General features: G+C 31.8%; 12 protein-coding genes. 3 read left to right on the top strand and 9 right to left on the bottom strand.

Annotated elements, in window-relative coordinates; genetic code table 11:
- The first annotated feature begins 40 nt into the window (after positions 1-40).
- From WC644_13020 to WC644_13010, 3 genes are all read left to right on the top strand, one after another.
- Positions 41-2,524 carry a SpoIIE family protein phosphatase gene (locus WC644_13020; GenBank protein ID MFA5012858.1) on the top strand — a complete coding sequence of 828 codons (2,484 nt, stop codon included), beginning with the start codon at positions 41-43 and terminating at the stop codon, positions 2,522-2,524.
- Positions 2,525-2,726: 202 nt separating this feature from the next.
- Positions 2,727-5,237, top strand: a complete 2,511-nt coding sequence (locus WC644_13015; protein ID MFA5012857.1) for a SpoIIE family protein phosphatase — start codon at positions 2,727-2,729, stop codon at positions 5,235-5,237.
- A 524-nt stretch (positions 5,238-5,761) separates the two neighbouring features.
- Positions 5,762-7,630, top strand: a complete 1,869-nt coding sequence (locus WC644_13010; GenBank protein MFA5012856.1) for a BatA domain-containing protein — start codon at positions 5,762-5,764, stop codon at positions 7,628-7,630.
- Between the two features lie 161 nt (positions 7,631-7,791).
- On the opposite strand, the gene WC644_13005 is transcribed toward WC644_13010, so the two are convergent.
- From WC644_13005 to asnB, 9 genes are all read right to left on the bottom strand, one after another.
- Complete coding sequence (locus WC644_13005; protein ID MFA5012855.1) at positions 7,792-8,259, bottom strand: acyltransferase; 468 nt, start codon at positions 8,257-8,259, stop codon at positions 7,792-7,794.
- 24 nt (positions 8,260-8,283) lie between these two features.
- Complete coding sequence (locus WC644_13000; protein MFA5012854.1) at positions 8,284-9,282, bottom strand: Gfo/Idh/MocA family oxidoreductase; 999 nt, start codon at positions 9,280-9,282, stop codon at positions 8,284-8,286.
- Positions 9,283-9,453: 171 nt separating this feature from the next.
- A complete protein-coding gene (locus WC644_12995; protein ID MFA5012853.1) occupies positions 9,454-10,896 on the bottom strand; it encodes a sugar transferase in 1,443 nt (480 codons plus the stop codon).
- Between the two features lie 67 nt (positions 10,897-10,963).
- Positions 10,964-12,649: a capsule assembly Wzi family protein gene (locus WC644_12990; protein MFA5012852.1), complete on the bottom strand. Its 1,686-nt coding sequence runs from the start codon at positions 12,647-12,649 to the stop codon at positions 10,964-10,966.
- A 214-nt stretch (positions 12,650-12,863) separates the two neighbouring features.
- A complete protein-coding gene (locus tag WC644_12985) occupies positions 12,864-14,030 on the bottom strand; it encodes a DegT/DnrJ/EryC1/StrS family aminotransferase (GenBank protein MFA5012851.1) in 1,167 nt (388 codons plus the stop codon).
- A gap of 6 nt (positions 14,031-14,036) precedes the next feature.
- Positions 14,037-15,056 carry a DUF354 domain-containing protein gene (locus WC644_12980; protein MFA5012850.1) on the bottom strand — a complete coding sequence of 340 codons (1,020 nt, stop codon included), beginning with the start codon at positions 15,054-15,056 and terminating at the stop codon, positions 14,037-14,039.
- On the bottom strand, positions 15,053-16,207 hold the full coding sequence (locus WC644_12975; GenBank protein MFA5012849.1) for a delta-aminolevulinic acid dehydratase: 1,155 nt from the start codon (positions 16,205-16,207) through the stop codon (positions 15,053-15,055). The genes WC644_12980 and WC644_12975 overlap by 4 nt, the downstream gene beginning before the upstream one ends.
- Positions 16,208-16,238: 31 nt before the next feature.
- Positions 16,239-18,356: a bi-domain-containing oxidoreductase gene (locus WC644_12970; GenBank protein MFA5012848.1), complete on the bottom strand. Its 2,118-nt coding sequence runs from the start codon at positions 18,354-18,356 to the stop codon at positions 16,239-16,241.
- An 80-nt stretch (positions 18,357-18,436) separates the two neighbouring features.
- On the bottom strand, positions 18,437-20,395 hold the full coding sequence (gene asnB, locus WC644_12965; GenBank protein MFA5012847.1) for an asparagine synthase (glutamine-hydrolyzing): 1,959 nt from the start codon (positions 20,393-20,395) through the stop codon (positions 18,437-18,439).
- Between the last annotated feature and the right edge of the window lie 12 nt (positions 20,396-20,407).

Genomic DNA, 20,407 nt, shown 5'->3' with positions numbered 1-20,407 from the left:
ATATTAAATTTATCCGTAATAATAGTATTTAACAGAAGAATTGAAGTTTCTAAGTAAATATACAGATAATACTCTTAGGTTTTTTATTATTATTCTGACACTATATGCACTCATATTTGCAGGTATTCCTATATTTAATTCAATTTTCACAAAGCGGCTTACATTTGATGATTGCAGCAAAATTGAATCAGTTGATATAAACGGAAATGTACATGTTGAGATTTCCCGCCTTTTTCCTAATGGCGTCGGAGAAAAATCAGGTCTAAAAGTAGGCGATAAAATTCTTGCTGTAAACGGTATCCCTGTTAACTCAATGAATGAATTCCTGAATATAATCGTTAAAGTTGATACCCACGTGCCTGCACTGTACACAATCGAAAGACAGACAGAAATAAAAAGTATTGTAGTTCCTGTTTATAAATATTTTCATCTTATATTCTATATTTTTGCTTTTCTCGGACTCGGGTTTCTTATGAATGGATTCTTTGTCGGCATTTCAAAACCAAAAGAACTAACATCGCAAATTTTCTTCCTCTTTGGGTTTTTCTCGTCAGTAGGTTTTATGATTTATGGCGGTGTATGGTACTATGTAGGTTACAGCGGTACCCTTATGATACACTATTATATGGCGAATATTTTTGTTTACCCTCTGCTGTTCCACTTTTTCACGATTTATCCCGTTTTTGTTAACTTTAAAAAACGGAAATTAATTATATTTTTTGTTTACCTTTATTCACTGATTTTAAGTTTTCCGCTTCTGCTGTCTGAACAATCTGAACTTTTTCTAGATAAAAGCCCTGTCGTCTCTATATTGGTTAGCTATTCACCGTTGTTAATCATAATCGCCGCATTTTCAATTTTTGTTAAATCATACTTAAAAATAAGAAATCCTGAACGAAAAGAACCACTCAGGGTTCTCTTGATAGGACTCATAATAGGTCTTGCAGGGTTTGCTTATTATTATTTTGTGTTCTCACTTTTTGTTATTAATCTCGGAATGAGCCCTCTGTATCGTTTGCCGGCTATAATGGTTCTTGCAATTCCAATTACTTTTGGATATTCTATATATAAATTCAGAATTTTAGACACTGAATTTTTCGTAAAACGTGGTATAGTATTTACGCTTGCTGCTTTGGTAACTATCGTAGCGTATCTTTTTGCGATTGATATGCTCGAAACTATTTTTGAATACTATAAATTCAGCAATAAGCAGCTGATAACCGTTATTACCGTTATTCTCGTAATATTTTCTTTTAGTTATATTACTAAACTTATTAAATCATTCGTCGATAAAAGATTTTATAAAACCAGGTATAATTATAGGAAGTCCCTTCTGAATTTTTCAAACGAACTGCCCTATCTGAATAATATGGATGAAGTTGCCGTGAAATTGAAGAATACTCTGTCGGAAACTATGGGTGTTAAGAAAGTGGAATTCTTGGAAATCAAAGGGAAGTACTGTGTTTCGGATAATCCTGAAGATAAACTTATAAATGACCTTTGTTTTTATCTATTCGAAAATGATAAGAACCCGAAACTTCTTTTTGATATTAATATGGCGGAAAATAGTATCCCGCATGAATACGCCGAATATATTAAAAAAGAGAATATCGTTCTTGCTTTGCCCGTGCTCGTAAAAGATGAACTAATTGCCTCAATTAATCTGGGAGAAAAACCCGAAGGCTCTCCTTACACAGATGAAGATATAGACCTCTTGAAAACTATTTGCTCTAATATTTCTGTCGTTTATGAAAATTCAAGACTGCGTTTAGAAGAGATTAGAAAGAATAAGATTGAAGAAGAACTGAAAGTAGCAAAGAATATTCAGGAAGGACTTCTGCCTGATAGAGATTATAAGTGCGAACATCTTGAGATAAGTTGTGCTTCATCCCCCGCAAGAATAATAGGTGGGGATTTCTTCGATATTATTTGTTTGGACAAAGATAATATTCTTATAGTTATCGCGGATGTCTCAGGTAAAGGTCTTCCCGCAGCACTCTATATGGCGAAAGTGCAGGCATTAATCAGATTTGCTGCAAAAATCTTCAAAACTCCTAGGGAAATAATCATCGAAGTAAATAAACAGATTTTCGGTAAGTTTGAGAGAAATGCATTCGTCACAGTTTCGCTCGGAATGTTTAATATTAAAGAGCGAAAACTTAAATATGTGCGGGCAGGTCATAACCCTGCAATATTTGCAAGAAACGGCTCTGTTGAATTGCTTAATACACGCGGAATTGGGCTTGGTCTGGATAAAGACCATCTTTTTTCAAAGCATCTTGATGAACATGAACTTAAACTGGAAAGTAATAGTATAGTGCTCTTTTACACAGATGGTTTAAATGAAGCAATGAATAGAAATAAAGAAGAATTTGGTATGGAAAGATTAATTAATTTAATACGCCAGAACAAACACCTGTCACCGTCTGATATCAACAGAAAACTCGAATCAAATGTAAAATCTTTCGTAAAAGATGCTGAACAGCATGACGATATAACTTTTGTGGTTGTAAAAACGTATTAAAAGTAAACTAAGTTTATATAGTTCTTTAACATTACTGATTTTAATACACTGTCATTCCGGCAGTTTAAATCAGTGTGCAAATGTTTTTTGATATTATAAGAATTTGAAAATAAAATTTGTGATAATCTGTGTTCAAAGGTCTATTTGTGGAAATCTGTGTTCAAAGGTCTATTTGTAAAAATCAGCGTTCTATTATTTAAAAATGAAATTATTTAACAACATATCCGAAAACACTCTGAGATTTTTCATAATTCTCATTGCATTCTTTTGCCTTATACTTTCATTAATCGCTTTCGAAAACAATTTCTTCTCCAAGCGCATGACAACCGACGATTGCCTTTGGATTGATAAAACAGATTCTCTCGGTAATCACTTCCTTATGATTACTCAGATAATCCCTGGTGGTGTCGCAGATGAAGCAGGAATTAAAGACGGTGACCTGCTAATCGCAATTAATGGTATCAGTCTTAGCCAGTCAATGAAAGCTATGGATATTTTAAATAAATTCAGCAGTGAATTTATCACTTATACTGTTCTGCGGAATGATGAAATTATGGATTTCAAAATCTGGGTTTATAAATTCACAAACTATAGTTTCCTTATATTCTGGATAGTCGGACTCGGATTTCTCTTTGTCGGTACCGCGGTTGGCTATTCAAAACCAAAAGAACTTACTTCGAAACTCTTTTTCTTCTTCAGCGCTGCAGCATCCATTGGACTTATTATGTATTCTGGAACAAGCCCCGCAGGAGCAATTCAGATTGAAATTGTCACTATTTGGCAGAAGATTTTCTTTATTACCTTAAATATACTCTTTCTTACGGGAGCTGTTTGCATTCCTCCTTTGTACGTGCATCTTTTTCTTACCTTCCCGGTAAAGTATGAATTCCGTCGCAGGAAACTTTTTATACTGCTTCTATATGCAATCGTTGTTCTTCCGGTATTAGTTAATATTATTACATCTGCAAAGTTTAACAGAATTCTCTCATTATTCTTATTTCAGGTAGCACCTGTTCTTTACTTTATTCTTGGTACTGTATTCTACCGCCGTTCCTTGAGTAAAGTTATCGACCCCGCTTTGAAAAAATCCCTGTCAATTATCAGCAAAGGATTTTTCCTGGGCGGACTCGGCATTTCTTATTACTTGATCTATAATCTTATTAATAATAAACCCGTATTTCTTGTTAATCCGATTCACCTTACTCCAAGTATTCTCGTAATGGCAATTCCTATTTCATTCGGTTATTCAATCATGAAATACAGGATTTTCGATACTGAATTTCTTGTTAAAAAAAGTATTGTCTTCGGTATCGTCACATTGACAATAGTTATTCTGTACCTCGTTCTCGTGTTTGTTTTGAATTCTTTCTTCAGAGAAGTTTTTGAAGGGAGCAACCAGATGATGATTATTACTTTTATTATAATTTTTACATTCTCTTTCGATTTCGTCAATAAACAAGCTAAGTCGTTTGTCGATAAACAGTTCTTCAGAGAAAATTATAATTACCGTAAATCACTTCTCGAGTTCTCTAAAGAACTTTCTCGTATATCCGACATAGATGACCTTGTCGCTAAAATCAGAACTTTCCTGAATGAAACAGTTGGGATTAATTATTTTAATCTTCGTGTTTTAAGCTCCAAATACATTAAGTCACTCGGCCTGACTAATGATTTTGACCTTGATAAACTCCTTCTCAAAATTACTAAATATAATTCTGGTGAAGCTGTCATCATAAACGCAGCTAACATAAACGAACTCGGTATTTCTGACACAGAAAAATCTTTGCTTTCCGGTATAAATTTAATTATTCCCATTAACCATAAAAATGAGTTAATTGGAGCTCTTACATTCGGCAGTAAAAGTTCGGGAAAAGCCTTCTCAGAAGAGGATATCGATTTGCTTAAATCATTTGCATCTCAAAGTGCAGTATCTCTCGAAAACACACGTCTCAATATCGAACAGATTAATAAACAAAAATATGAAGAAGAAGTCAACATAGCAAAACGTATCCAGAACGGCCTTCTGCCGAAAGAAAAGTCTGCTCATAGCAGACTTGTTATTTCAGGATATTCCGAACCCGCTCGGGAAATTGGTGGTGATTTTTATGATATAATAAACATATCAAAAGATAAGGTTCTCGTGGCTATTGCAGATGTATCTGACAAAGGAATACCCGCCGCACTTTATATGTCTCAGGTTCAGGCGGTTCTGCAGTTTGCTTCGAACATATTCCCGTCCCCTAAAGAAATGCTCGGTGAAATCAACAAACAAATTTACAGTCAATTCAATAGAAAATCTTTCGTTACAATACTTCTTGCTCTATTCGACCTTAACCAAAATATAGTACAGGTCGCGCGGGCAGGACATACTCCTTTAATTAGACTTCGTAACAATAGTATTGAAAACATATATACAAAGGGAATTGGCATCGGACTAGATAAAGAAAATATTTTTAACACAAACATCGAAGAACAAACATTTGATATCACCCCCAATGACATATACATGTTGTATTCAGACGGCGTTTCTGAATCAATGAATGCACAAAAAGACCTATTTGGCTCCGAGCGTATCGAAAAAATTCTTCTTCAAAATCATAATGCCTCCCCGGAAACCATAAAATCATCTCTCCTCGCATCCATTAGTAATTTCACTCAGAACATAGAAATACACGACGACATAACATTCGTAATACTGAAAATCACCCCATAATCACAATAATCTAATCACTTTATCTTCTTATCTTTTTGTGATATCAATAGCTTTAAAAGTTCGAATAATTTCTTTATTTTACAACCGTACTTATATTTCGCATTATTCAATTGAATACATGATAATAAATCATTTTTTAAACTTTTGTCATTCCACCATGCTTTTAGATGAATCCAAAAGATTTTTATTTATATCTGTGTTTTTTCGTAAAACCAATGTTCTATTTGTTCTTTATTTTTATACGAGTTGATATCACCTGCTCATTGTGAGATTTGTGTGAGAATGATTTTAGGAGCAAAAAGTACTCTAAAATTTCTATCTGTGTAAATCAGTATTTTTCAGGCTATTTAGTTTTATTTGTTCTTTATTTTTTCCGTGTTTATCCGTTTAATCTGTGTTACCAGCGTTCTATTGAATTGCATAATTTGCATCATCCGTGGTCACATTAAATATTAACTATTAGATTTAAATTATTAACTATCAAATATTAGCTATCAACTATCAACTATAAACTATCAACTTAAGTGTTTCTAAATAACATAATATTATTATCTCTTATTGCTGTTGCCGTCCCAATTCTTCTCCATCTACTGAACCTTCAAAAAGTTCAGAAAATGGAGTTCAGCACTATCATGTTCCTTAAAGAAATCCAAAAATCAAAATTCCGCCGACTCCGAATAAAAAATCTTTTTCTCCTTCTTGTAAGAATAGCTATCATTGTTTTTCTTATCTTCTCATTTGCAGATCCCTTTCTTAAAGGTTACTCCGGAAAAAACTCGGATTCAAAGAAACTCGGTATAATATTCATCGATAGCTCTTTCAGCATGTTGTACAAAAAGGATTCTGCAAATTTATTCTCAAAAGCATTAACCGTGGCTGACCGCATAAGTAGCACATACTCATCATCCGATGAATTAATTTCATTAGTCGCTAAAGTTCAATCAGATACATCAAACAGCTATATCCCTGTAAAACCAAACTTGAATTCAATACTAAATAAAACAAACGAAATCTTTGAAAATAGAAATCAAAACACTTCAGAAATTTTTATCATAAGCGACATGCAAAAAGTTAATTTTCATGATAACCTCTACCAACCGGATAATTACTCAAACTTCTACTTCATCGATGTCGCGGAAAATGAAATGCCGAATATTTCTGTAAGTAATATTATTATCGAGTCTAAAATCCTGGGAATCTCATTTCCTTTAAATCTGAAAGTCATTGTCAGAAATCATACTAATAATTTTATTATAGAAGAAAAACTTTCACTATACAACAACAGTACATTTCTGGAAGAGAAATACTTTGACCTTAAACCAAATGAAATTAAACAAATTGATTTCTTGTACAAACCGGTATCAGTCGGAATCCAGACTCTGAAAGTCGAGCTTAAATCACCCAATAAACAATTGGATGCATTCAGCGAAGACAATCTCTTCATTAAGCAAATTTATATTCCCGAAAAACTTAACATAGCAATCATTTCCGGAATCCGTGAATCTTCAAAATACATTAAAGCTGTTTTCGATGCAGCCAATTTAAATTCACCGAATGAAAAAGTCTATAATTACACTGAATCAACCTTCCTTGACAATTTACAGCAATACGATGCCGTTTATCTCTGCGGAATAAAAGAATTCTCTGACACCGACAGAAAAAATATAAGAAATTTCTCCGAATCAGGAAAAATGATTGTAATATTCCTATCTGACAATATCAACATCGAAAGTTACAACAAGATTTTAGGAGAAAAAATAAACAATCTCAATAAAGTAAATACTAATGCATCCATCAGTGAAATCGACACCGAATCCTCACTATTCAGTGATATATTCAAAATAAAAAAAGGTGAAACCTTTAACAGTTCCACCCTTGATAAAATAAACTTAAAATCCTATTTCAGTATAGTCCCATCACAAAATTCTATCACATTAATATCATTACAATTACTAAACTCCAACACCACAATCCCTCTCATTATTTCTTCCCTAACCCCAACATCCCCCCTCTTCGTAACCGTATCCTCTGATAACACAATGTCATCATTTGCCGAACACTCCCTATTTGCTCCCTTCATACTTCGTTCCGCCACTCACACTTCTAACTCCGCATTATACCCTGCTCCTTCATCCCTATCCACTACACCATATACAATATACCCTGAAAGAGATACCCTCGAATCCAACTCTGAACTCATAAACGAAAACGTATTAAAAACAGCCCTTGACACAAAAGGTATAAAAAATTACCAAATAATCCCAAACAGTAAATTACAGTCACTCGAATCCATCATCTACGAAAACCGCACAGGCAAATCTCTCTGGTACATACCTCTCATTATCGTTCTCACTCTCATCCTCTTGGAAATATATGTGTCAAGGATAAAATAATAGTATTCCAATTGATGATACTACTTCGCAATGTTGGTGATTGGTATATCAGGAAGTTATTTGAGAAATACCTAATAACATCTTTTTAATAATAATCTGATAATTTTATATAAATTATAAAATTTTAGCGTTATTAATAAAAAGATTATCGGTTATTATCCCTATATGTTTTTTTTAATAACCTTTGCAGGTACACCAGCAACAATGGTCGAGGCAGGAACATTTTTTGTAACTACCGAACCTGCTCCCACTATAGAATTCTCCCCTATTGTTACGCCGCAAAGAATAGTTGCTGATGAGCCAATTGAAGCACCTTTTTTAACAACTGTTTCTACAACTTTCCAGTCAGTCTCGGTTTGCATATTTCCATCCTCGTTAGTCGAACGAGGGTACTTGTCGTTAATAAAGGTTACATTATGACCAATAAATACATTATCCTCTATATGTACACCTTCACAAATAAATGTGTGCGTAGATATCTTGCAGTTTTTTCCAATTATTACATTTTTCTGTATCTCAACAAAGGTACCAATCTTCGTATTATCATCAATTGAACATCCATATAGATTAACAAAATCAAATATTTTAACATCTGTCCCTAACTTTACATTCTTAATAATCTTTGCCATCAATTTATTTTTATTTTAGCGTCTTTATAATGTTATAAGTTTTCCTCTATTTTTTATTGACTTATTCGCGGCTTCTAGAATTCTTACGACTTCCAGACCGTCATATGCATTTGTTAATGGATCCCTGTTATCTTGAATTGATTTAATAAATTCTGACACACCAAGAGATAAAGCCTCTGTTTGATTAACCTTTGGTGAATACATATCGCCTATTCTGTATTGAACTAATGCATCATAAATATTCTGCTTATTATTCATATTAACCCCAGAATCATAAATCTTAATCTTTTCAAAATTCTCCATATCATCAAATACAAGCATCTTCTTATCCCCCCCTGCAATCATTTTTCTAATTTTAACTGGCGAAGTCCAATTAACATGAAAATGGGCAAAACAGTTATTTTCAAAATAAACAGAAATGTGGGCAATATTTTCTTGCTTATAATAATTCGCAATTCCGTTTGCTGAAACAGCAACTACCTTTTTGGGAAGTACATATTTCATTATAGATAGATCATGTGGGGCTAAGTCCCAAATAACATTTACATCAGATTGAAAAAGACCAAGATTAATTCTTACTGAATCAAAATAATAAATATTTCCTAAATCACCAGAATCTATAATTTCTTTCATTTTCATTACTGATCCAGTATAAATAAAAGTGTGATCTACAAATACTTTCAGGTTTTTTCTTGTTGATAGTTCAATTATTTCTTCTGCCTCTTTTGAATCTGACATAAAAGGCTTTTCTACCCAAATGTGTTTACCCGCTTCTAATGCTGATTTCGCGAGCATATAATGAGAATCTACTGGTGTACTAATTGCTATAATGTCAATGTCAATTAGTTTTATTAAATCTATACTGTCTTTTATTATTTCAATCTCAGGAAAACGCAATTTCATTTTTTGTAGACGATTTATATCAAGATCGCTCGAATACACTTTTTTTACATTACAATTGCTTAGAAAATTTCTGATAATATTTGGTCCCCAATAACCTGTTCCGATAACACCGACATTCATATGAATAATTTAAGATTGATTAAAAATAAATATACAAAAGTGTAATATCTTTAAATAGGAAATAAGTAGATGTTAATTAGTGAGTTATCAAAATAATCATTTTAATATCCAACTAAAATAAAATAATATCAATGTAATTTTGGTACTACAGCTATTCTAAAGTTTAAGATTTTATTTACCTCCCTTAGCAAAAATCATTACTGGTATGGTTTTAAAAATTAGCTGCAAATCTAACCAAGGTGTAATATTGTTAATATAATATATATCCATTATAACAGAATCATTAAAACTCACTGCACTCCTTCCTGAAACCTGCCATAATCCGGTACAGCCTGGGGTGACAGATAATCTCCTCTTTTGCCATTCATCGTAATGCTGATATTCATAAGGCAAACAGGGTCTTGGACCAACAAGACTCATATCACCTTTTAATACATTAAACAATTGAGGTAATTCGTCAAGGCTATATTTTCTAATAATATATCCAATACCTGTTATTCTGGAATTGTTCACTATTTTTTCTTTGTAGCCAGGATCTCCACCTTTCATATAATTAAGCATTTTCTCTACACGTTCATTATCCTCACCCTCTATTTCTTTCATCGACCTAAATTTATAGAAATGGAATGGTTTCCCATCTTTTCCAATTCTAACTTGTTTAAATATTATCGGCCCATTTGATGTTATTTTAATAAATACTCCCAATATTAAGAAAAGTGGTAGTAATATAATAATTCCTAAACTCGATCCAATAATATCAATAAGTCTTTTTATGAGTAAATATACATTTATATTTATCTTTGTCGATACATCTGTTAATGCAATATTTTCGTATTGCTCTGATAGATATTTATCAGATATAATACCAAATAGATTTGATACAACCTTTACTGAAGTTTTTTGCTTCTTACATTCATCTATTATTTGAAGTAGTTCCCCATATTCAATTTTGTCAATACAAATTATTATTTCGTCATAATTGTAATTTCTATGTATTTCACTTAAATCCTTAAGACGTCCGAGAACCTTAATCCCATTAAATATAACCGAATCTATTTCTTTAGTTTCATCAACATACCCTATAATTTCATTCCCAAAATAATTCTCAAATGTGATTTTCTGTGCAACTAACTGTCCTGACTTACCTGCACCAACGACTAATATCCTTCTTTTAAAAATGGTTTTAGATAGTATTTTATTGTAAAGTCTGAATAAAATAAAAACACGGATTATAATAAAAAGACTTAAGGAGATAATAAAAAATATCAGCAATGTAAGCCTGGAATCCGTTAGAATATTAAATTTCATAAAGAATGAAATCACTACAATTACGAATATCCCGTAAATTAAAGATTTCATTATTGTAACCGTCTGATTTACTCGAGTTAGAAATACACTAAGTTTGTACAAATGGAAATAATGAAATATAAAAATAAACATTATATTTACGATTATTAATAAAAGGAAATCATCAACTTCTAAATTGTACAAAAATGTTTTTTGACTTGAAAAGTAAAATAAATAAACCTCTTGAGATAAAATAAAAGATACTGTCAGTGTAAGAAAATCGGATAAAGCATAAAAATATTTGTACGAAGGATATTTTATAATCATCTATTATTCCCCTAAATATTTAAAATTCTTTATATTCTAAATTATATTAAAATTATAAAATAATCAACTAATAATCAATCTTTGCAGTAATCCAAAAATAAAAATCATTGTATGTCTTGTTTAAATAAATTAGACTGGAATTTCTGTAATAAAATTTGGCTTCAAGAAAATATTGTTTAATCGGTTCTATTATACAAGAGAGGGTAAAAATGTTCCTGTTTGTTCTATCTCCCTGAAGAAACCTGTTCTTTTCTATATACCAATAGTCTCCTCTATTAATGTCACCTCCATAATTTTGCTTTATATTTCCCGTTGAATCAAACAAGAATCCTCCTCCGGATCTTTGGTATTGATAGACAAATGATAATTTTATTCTGTTCGTAATATCATATCCCAATTTTATGGCTATTTCGTCTGAATTTGGTTGTAATCTGTGACCTAATGACATCGACCAGTTTGTGTAAGAATTCTTATTCGATTTATGTGCATACATAAACGGGTCTAATCTTGTATATTCAACTGCAAAAGACAAATTTGGTAAAGTAAATGCATTTACCCATAATCCTCCGAATTGCCAGCCAAACCTGTTTGTATTATACGTCTTATCATTATTCCCGATAGTCTCAAAATCTAGATCATCTATCATAATCGTTCCTTGAAAAGCCAAATCTTTAATAAAAGTTAATTCAAAATCTAATCCTAAGAATGTATTATTTTCAAATGATTTTTCTGCTCCAACATTCATATCTGCTGATATAAGAAAACCAAATGGATTCAAATATTCCCAACTGAAAGGAGTAGAAGTAAAAACAACAGATTCATATAATCCTAGATTAATAAACTTACTTGGTCTGATATTTAATCTGTGCAAAGCTATGCTTTTCCAATTTAAATCTCTCCCTAAAGAATCACCTTTTAAACTGCCATACACAAAAGTATAAGAAAACGCTTTATATTTTAAATCGACTTTACCAAATGGAAATGGAACGGTATTATTCGATAGATACAACTTATCTATATATCCAAATCCCATGTTTAAAGCTTCTTTACCTATTGTAATCGCAAATAAGTTGTTTTGAGTTCTATATCGCAAATATCCTTCATAGGTGTCAAAATTCTTATTTTCATAGTAAAATTTTGTATTACCTCTCAATATTGGATCAGTTTCAGCAGCAAAATTGATTGCATTCTGATCACCAAATAATTTCGCTCCATTTGAGATTCTCAGATAGTAACCCAAGGAATTAAATAAAGTACCCCTTATCCTACCACCAATTTCTCCAAGTATAATTTTATTATTTCCTAGCGAATCCCCGCTCGATTGTCGATAAGAAAAATTACCTGTTCCATCTATAAACATTGTTGCTAAAGAATCTGCATAACTGTAGATATATTTTTGTTTATTATTATCAAATAATCTTTTGATATTAAAATTTTTCTCAAATAAATCTGATGTATTTTCCATGCCTCTATTCAAGTCATATCCAAACTCAATATCATAATCATTAAGCATGTCTTTATCTATTTTATCTATATCTTTACTTTGGCGATTGATAATTTTTAGATTATTTGCTACCTCTTCCCTCGAAATTGGAATATTTGATGAATTGTAATCTGGTATCACACCCTTAACTTGCATCTTTTTCAAAAATAAATAAACTGGGTTACTAACTGGTACCAGTTCAACTTGTGTCAATCCATCCACCGTCACTACTACAATAAAAATTAAAAGAATAAAGATTCTAATTCTCATATTTATTATATTCTTATATAATTTATATACAATGTTCCAATTATTAGTCATTACTCTCAATTCTCTTTTCTATTAAACGGAAACTATTCGGACCTTGTCTTATTTATTTTCCTGGATTATCATTTTGAGAAGTGTCACAGATTTGTTTACCGTTGTTTCATCTCGTCAAAACTATAATCCTAATGCAAACATTTAAATATAACTCTTTTTGTGATTAATTGCTTTTAAAGAATTCTATAACCTTCTCAGCTATATAAAGAATATGCTCATCTGTTAATTCTGCATACATCGGAAGTGATAATCCTCTGTTCGCTAAATTTTCTGTTATGGGAAAATCTCCTCTTTTATAACCTAAGTGATTAAAACAGGGTTGCAAATGCAATGGGATTGGATAGTGCAATCCGGTTGCAATTCCGTTATCATTAAGAAATTTCCCTAATTCATCTCTTCTCCCATTTTTTACCTGAATTACAAATAAATGATATACATGTTTAGAGTAATACATTTCCTCGGGAAGGATAATACTATCACAATTTTTAAGCAAGTCATAATACCTTGCTGCTACTTTTCTTCTTCCTTCGGTCCAGCTATTTAGGTAATTAAGCTTTACCCCTAAAACTGCACCCTGAATTCCTTCCATTCTGTAATTATGCCCGTAAATTTCATGAACATATTTCTGCCTGCATCCATGATCTCTTAGCATCTTAAATTTTACTCCTAACTCATCATTATTCGTGCATACTGCTCCCCCTTCACCATAAGCTCCAAGATTTTTTCCGGGGTAAAAACTAAATGACGATGCCAACCCCAAACCTCCGACTTTCCTTCCTTTGTATTCCGCAATATGAGACTGTGCACAATCTTCAACTAAATAAATCTCCTGACCTGTCTTTTGTTTACGGTATTTTCCTGTACCGGTCAACTCAAAATCATTACTAATTAATTCTTCATTAATAGCATCCATATCCGCAGGCTGTCCATACAAATGAACAGCAACTATTGCCTTAGTTTTTGTAGTAATTGACTTTAATAATGACTTGGCATCAATGTTATATGATCTCGAATCTATATCAACAAAAACAGGTTTAGCCCCGCAGAGTGTCGCCCCCCAGGCTGTGGCAATGAATGTATTAACTGGAATAATAACTTCATCTTCGGGACCGATGCCAAGCGCCCATAATACCATGTGATTTCCGTCCGTTCCGGAACTGACTCCTGAACAATTTTTTACGTCATGGGCTTTCCCAAAATTTGCTTCAAAATCAGAAACTGATTGCCCAAGAGCAAATGCTGTATTATCCAATACTTTTTGAATTGCAACACCTATCTCGTTTTTGATTGACTCATATTGCACTTTTAAATCTAAAAATGGTATTTTCATATATTATTAATTTATATTAATTATCAAATCAGTTATCTTATCAACTAAATTATTTTTAATATTCACTTTTTTGTCTTTACAATAATTTATAAAATTTATTTTTTTAACGTCGCTTTCATCTTTAAGGTAGGATATTAACTCCTTCCTTTCAAGATATTCATCAACAAAAGGCTTTTTGCCAGTAAATATACTAAATGTTTTAGTACCCAATAGAGCGGATTCTCTGTTCATTGTACCCCCACCACTAATACATATATCAGATGCATATAGTAACTGTAATCCATCTACTGATTTATCAAGAAATCTAATATTTTCTGTTAACCTTATACTGGTTTCTATAAACTTTTTATCTATAACTGTTCTTGGAACAATTATTGTCGTAACATCCTTAATTTGCGTAAGTCTTGATAAAATATTTAGAAGAATCTTTTCGCTGAATTTGTTGTGATAATTCGAAGTCATACTAGGTGGTCTGATTGTCACCAAAACATCTTTCAAATTAACATTTATGCTTTCCCTAAATTTTTCCTCAGGGATAAAACCCCCTAAATATATTTCCTCTTTAAGACCATCGTACCGTAATATTTTTCTTAAGTTAAATCCGGTCTCTTTTAGTCTGTTGTCTGGTATTATTTGTGGTAATAATATATAATCAGAAAAATAATTAAAAATTCTGTTTTCAGTATATTCGTAATCCATCATTACAATTGATTTTATTCCTAATCTTCTTGCTGCAATAACTTGGGTTCTTGATCCATGATTTACAGCTTTTACTATATTTTTCCCTTTAATAAATTTTATAAGTTCTTGGCTTCTCGTAAATAGATTGAATATTTTTGATAACTTATTTTTCCCTCCATAATAGCCAACTTCCTTGTAATCAAGATTATACAATTGCAATAAATTAATTGTTTGGGCAAAGTCCCGTGCAGTAATTTGATAATCAATACAAATTGATTCAAGCTTTTTTAGTATAGGTCTAAATATCTGAACATGCGGCGAATTATCAAAGTCAAACCAGATCATTTCCCAACAAAGTACAATAATTTTGACAACGCATTAAACATCCATGCATTTGACCATCGCATATACGAGATCTTATTAGTATAAAATCTGTGGTTTTGATAATAGAAATATCCATCTCTATCTTGCATATTACTAATTGACCATTGTGCAATATCCAAGGCAATTTTAAAAAAATTAAAATTAGTTAAAGTAATTATTGATTGAGCAATTGATGTGGAATCAATCGGATATAACGAATTATTATAGTATTTCGGTATAATATTATCTTTAAAGAAAGTATTAATATAATAATCTAATCCTTTCTTTATTGACATATCTGGAGCTTGATCCCCTGAGTTTTCTTTATATTCCCTCAAGCAATCCAAAACATAACCTGTATGGAAATTATCTACCCATACACGTGAATCTCCTTTTGAATAGCTCCAACTACCATCAGGATTTTGTGAATTTAAAGAAAATAAAACTGTTTGCCTTGCCTGTTCAAGTAAGTTATAGTTTTTCTTTTCTATTGAATAAACCTGAGAAAATAATCTAGCCCCTTTTAAAGTCGCATTATAGACCTTTTGATTGTCAAACGGTGAGTATGACCAACAGAAAGTACTTCCTTCATAAAATCTATTCAGATCTTTGTTAATAAAATCACAAGCTGATTTACACATTTCATACATTCTTTCATTTTTAAGTAATTTATAACTTTCGAACAATCCATTGGTTATTATACCTGTTGCAACGATAGTCGGAGTATAAGCCGGAATTTTAGCATATTTTGCCTCCCAATCAAAATCGTATCCCCAGCATATTCCAGAATAACCTTTTGAACTTGTCTTTTCTAGAATATCTAATAAGTTATTAACCTCCTTGCTTAAACCATTATTTGAAGGATCTAATTGCATAATATAAGCGTATGCTGGAATCACAAGACCTATAGTTACAGGATTAAGACTTTTTCTAATACCTAATATTTGCCTTAAATTAACAGGAATCCTTTTAATTACTTGCTGGAATCCTAATCTAATAATTTTATTGGCTTTTAAAAAAGGTATTTTAAATAATGGAGAACTTAAAGCGTCATATGGATCGAATCCCCTATAATTTTCTTCTTTTATATAATTTTGCAGGTATGAAACTGATTTATGTAATACTTCCATCATTTTTAAAGTATATCTATTTCTATTATTTGATTTACATAATGTTCTTTTTTAAATCAATCGAGACGTGACTTTTTAAAGATTCTAAAACTTTTATACTAGTATATGTAGTATTGAAAATCGATTCAAAAGATATAACTTGATTTTCATTACTGGTTAATGCAGCTATAAAGCTCGATATTTCTTCTTTGTGTCCTTTTTCGCCATTATACTTCATTTTTGATACTTTACCATTTGAATAATACACATTCTCTTTAAAATTATTCATTATAGCTGTCTTTCCGCCGGAAAATATTTCACAATACTCCTTAGGCAATGATGAATCCCCATTTGCTAAGTATAATAAATTACCAACAGAACCATCCTCATATTCTATTGTTATTATGGAATTATCAAAATCCACTTGATTGATGTTGTCTGTTCTAATTGAATTTGCATAAACATTAATTGGTCTTGAGCCGGTAATATATTGCATTGTATCAATAAAATGACAACCTTCACCAATAATTCTCCCTCCTTGATTCGGATGTTGAATCCAATGAGATTTAGGAATATATCCGGCATGAACCCTGTAATTGATTATATAGGGATCATTATTATTATTAAAAAATTCTTTAATATCCTTAAAAGATTTTGAATATCGGCGATTGAATCCAACCATTATCAAGATATTACTATTTATACGTCTGAAGATATCTTTAATCTCAAAAAGCTCTTCCTGATTTATCGTTAGAGGTTTTTCTACATATACATTTTTTCCGGCTAAGATTGATTCTTTCACAAAGTTCCCGTGTGAATCATGCCTCGTTGCAATGAAAACAGTATTTATTTCTTTATCATTTAAAATATCTTTGAAATTGGATGTACAATAGTTAAAGCCAAATTTCTCTGCAACAGATTTTGAATTTACAGGGACTGATGTGCAAACTCCTAACAAATTAGCTTTCAATGTTTTTAATGGTGGTATCAAATATGACTGAGCAAAATTACCCGCACCAATAAAACCAATATTAACAAATGTATTTTTTTTATTAATACTTGATATTTTCAGCTTTTGTGATATTGTTTCGGGGGTTTTGCTGTATTCAATTAATATGCCAATGAACCTTTCATTAGTCTTACCTGTAATAATATCATAAGCATTTAGCCCTTTTTCAATAGGTATTTTGTGAGTTATTAATTTTTTGAAATCAAGCTTTTTCATTGATAGAAGGTCAAGTATTGCTTGCATATTTCTGTTTTCAGTCCATCTCACGTATCCTACTGGATAATCAATACCAAACTCTTCATAAATTACATCATACCTCCCCGGTCCATAACTGCAGGATATCTTTAGATCAATTTCCTTTTCGTAAAATGGGGACCTTGGTATGTTCATCCCAACAGCACCAACAACGACTACTTTGGATTTCTTCCTTGCTATATTAAGAGCCAATTCAATCGGTTCATTAGATTTAGTTCCAGCTGTTATTATTACAGCATCGGTTCCTATACCGTTCGTTATACTATCAACTTTTGTAATCGCTTCTTCATTAGAGAGTAAACATTCATCACAACCAAGTTCTTTTGCTATTTCAAAATTAGATTCGTTGATATCGAATCCTATGACTTTGCAACCCGATAACTTAGCTAATTGAACAGTTATCAGGCCAAGAAGTCCTAAACCAATTACTCCAACACACTCTCCTACTCTAATATCACCTTGCCTGATTCCCTGTAATGCAATAGAACCAAGTGTAGTAAAGGCAGCCTCCTCTGATGTTACATTATTTGGACTCTTTGCACATAAGTTTTTTGGTACTAAAACATATTCAGAATGATTTGCTGTCACTCCTGCACAAGCAACTAAATCACCCGGTCTAAATTCTTCTGTTCCGCTCTCAATAACTTCACCTGAACATGAATAGCCTAGTTCCTTGTAATTATCCAGTCTGGTTTTAACCTTATTATATGTGGCAAGTATGCCCTCCCGTTTCACATTTTGTAACACTTGCTTAACGAGATCTGGTCTTGATTTTGCTTTTCCGATTAACGAAGCTTTAGCTGTCTGTACGCTTGATTTTTCTGTTCCTGAACTTATTAATGAATGATAATTCTTAACTAACACACATCCGTCACGTACTAATGGTACAGGAACATCATCTATCTTCATTTCCCCCGTCTTTTGATATTGAACTATTTGTTTCATTTCAATATTAATAACTTAATTTTATTATTAAAAAACATTTATGTTTAGTTTTTCTTGACATAATCCTTATCAAATGTATCAAACCACATCTCTAAAACCAGAAATCGCCAAATTAAATGAGCAAAATCGGATTTTCCATTTCTGTCAGCTATTATTAATTCCCAAACCTTTTCAGGATTGAGTATTCCTCTTTCTAAGATAATGTTTTTGTTTAGTTTTGTGTCAATTACATTTTTTAGCTGCCCCTTTATCCAAGAACGTAAAGGTGAAGCAAAAGGAGCTTTCGGCCTATTAACAATATCCGAAGGAAGATATCTTTCAGCAACTTTTTTTAGAAGATATTTTTGTGTGTTTCCTTTTATTCTATATTTTGGCGGCAAGCTGAACATAAATTCTACAATTCTGTGATCAATTAATGGCGGCCGTATCTCAACTCCGGCCATCATACTTGACTTATCAGAATAATTTAAATTGTGTGCAGGCAAAAATGCTTTTGTATCACAATAACACATTTTAGTTAAATAACCGATGTTTTCGTTTGAAATTTTATCTTTATCCTTCCCTAAATAATCGTAACAGTCTTTCAAATATGAATAGTAAAAAGTATTATAATATTCTGTGGAACCGACAAATATTTCATCAAATAATTCTTTTGATATACCAATATCCGATGAAATAAACCTGTCAAATCTTTCAAAAGAAGCGAACGATAAAAACCTTTTAATCCATCGTAAGATTTTGAATCCTTCTTTACCGGATGACACACTTATTTTCATAAAACCTCTTTCAATAATACTCCGTATAATTGAGGGCAATAATTTTTGATATATATCGGCTTTTAAACAAGCTAAATGTTTTCTATATCCACCGAAAATCTCGTCACCTCCCATACCTGACAAGAGAACAATAATATCCTCTTTACGTGCTGCTTCAGATATTAAAAACGTGTTAACTGAAGCTGGATCTGCAATCGGCTCATCTAAATGATATACAGTATCATAAAATAATTTCTCATTATTTGGTTTAATAATGATTTCCGAATAATTAAGCTCAAGAAGATCCGCTACTTTCTTTGCCCATATGCTATCATCTTCCATTTTTTCAAATTTCTTATCTTCCTGAGAGAATTTAATTGTAAATGCATTAATCTCTCCTTTGTAATGTTTCCGCATTAATGCAGCAATTATTGAAGAATCTAATCCACCGCTTAATAATATACCTACAGGTACATCACTAATCATTTGAAGTCTGACAGAATCATTTAAGAGGTTATCAAGTTCGTCAACTAATTCTTTCTCGCTTTTATCACAATTTTCACTAACATTGATTTCCCACCATTTTGTAAGAAGCAAATCTTTACCGTTGTCTTCTTTCGCATTATATTTTAGAAAATGACCGGGAGCTAGTTTACAAATATTTTTGAAACCTGTATTAGGTGCAACTTGATAATGCATTTGAGTTTTTAAACAATTAATATCTGGTTCTGCAATTATTAAACCACTTTTAAAAATTGCTTTTATTTCACTTGCAAAAATTAAACCACCGTTTAATAAAGAATAATAAAATGGTTTTATTCCCAACCTGTCTCTGGCTGCAAATAGTTCTCCGGTTTTTAAGTTAAAAATTGCAAATGCAAACATACCGTTCAACTTTTCCAGACATCGTTCTCCCCATTGCTCATAAGATTTAAGTAATATCTCAGTATCCGAGTTGCTTAGTAATATTAATTCAGGTATTTCTTTTCTAAGTTCTGCTTCAATGTCTTTGTAATTATATATTTCGCCATTAAAAACAATACATAGTGATTTATTTTCATTGAACATTGGTTGGTGGCCAGCAGGACTCAGGTCGATAATACTTAGTCTCGTATGTCCGAAACCCGAACTCCATTTATCAAACCATTCGCTCCCATCATCATCAGGTCCACGATGCTTAATTGAGATTACGGAGTTTTCAAGAAGTGATTTATTCCCAATATTAATAAATCCGACTATGCCGCACATTCCATTATCGTA

It is taken from the genome of Ignavibacteria bacterium, from assembly GCA_041649015.1.
Lineage (GTDB): Bacteria > Bacteroidota > Ignavibacteria > Tepidaquicellales > Tepidaquicellaceae > CAIKZJ01.
Note: the sequence above shows the minus strand (reverse complement) of the source record. Positions and strands in the feature narration are given on the sequence as shown.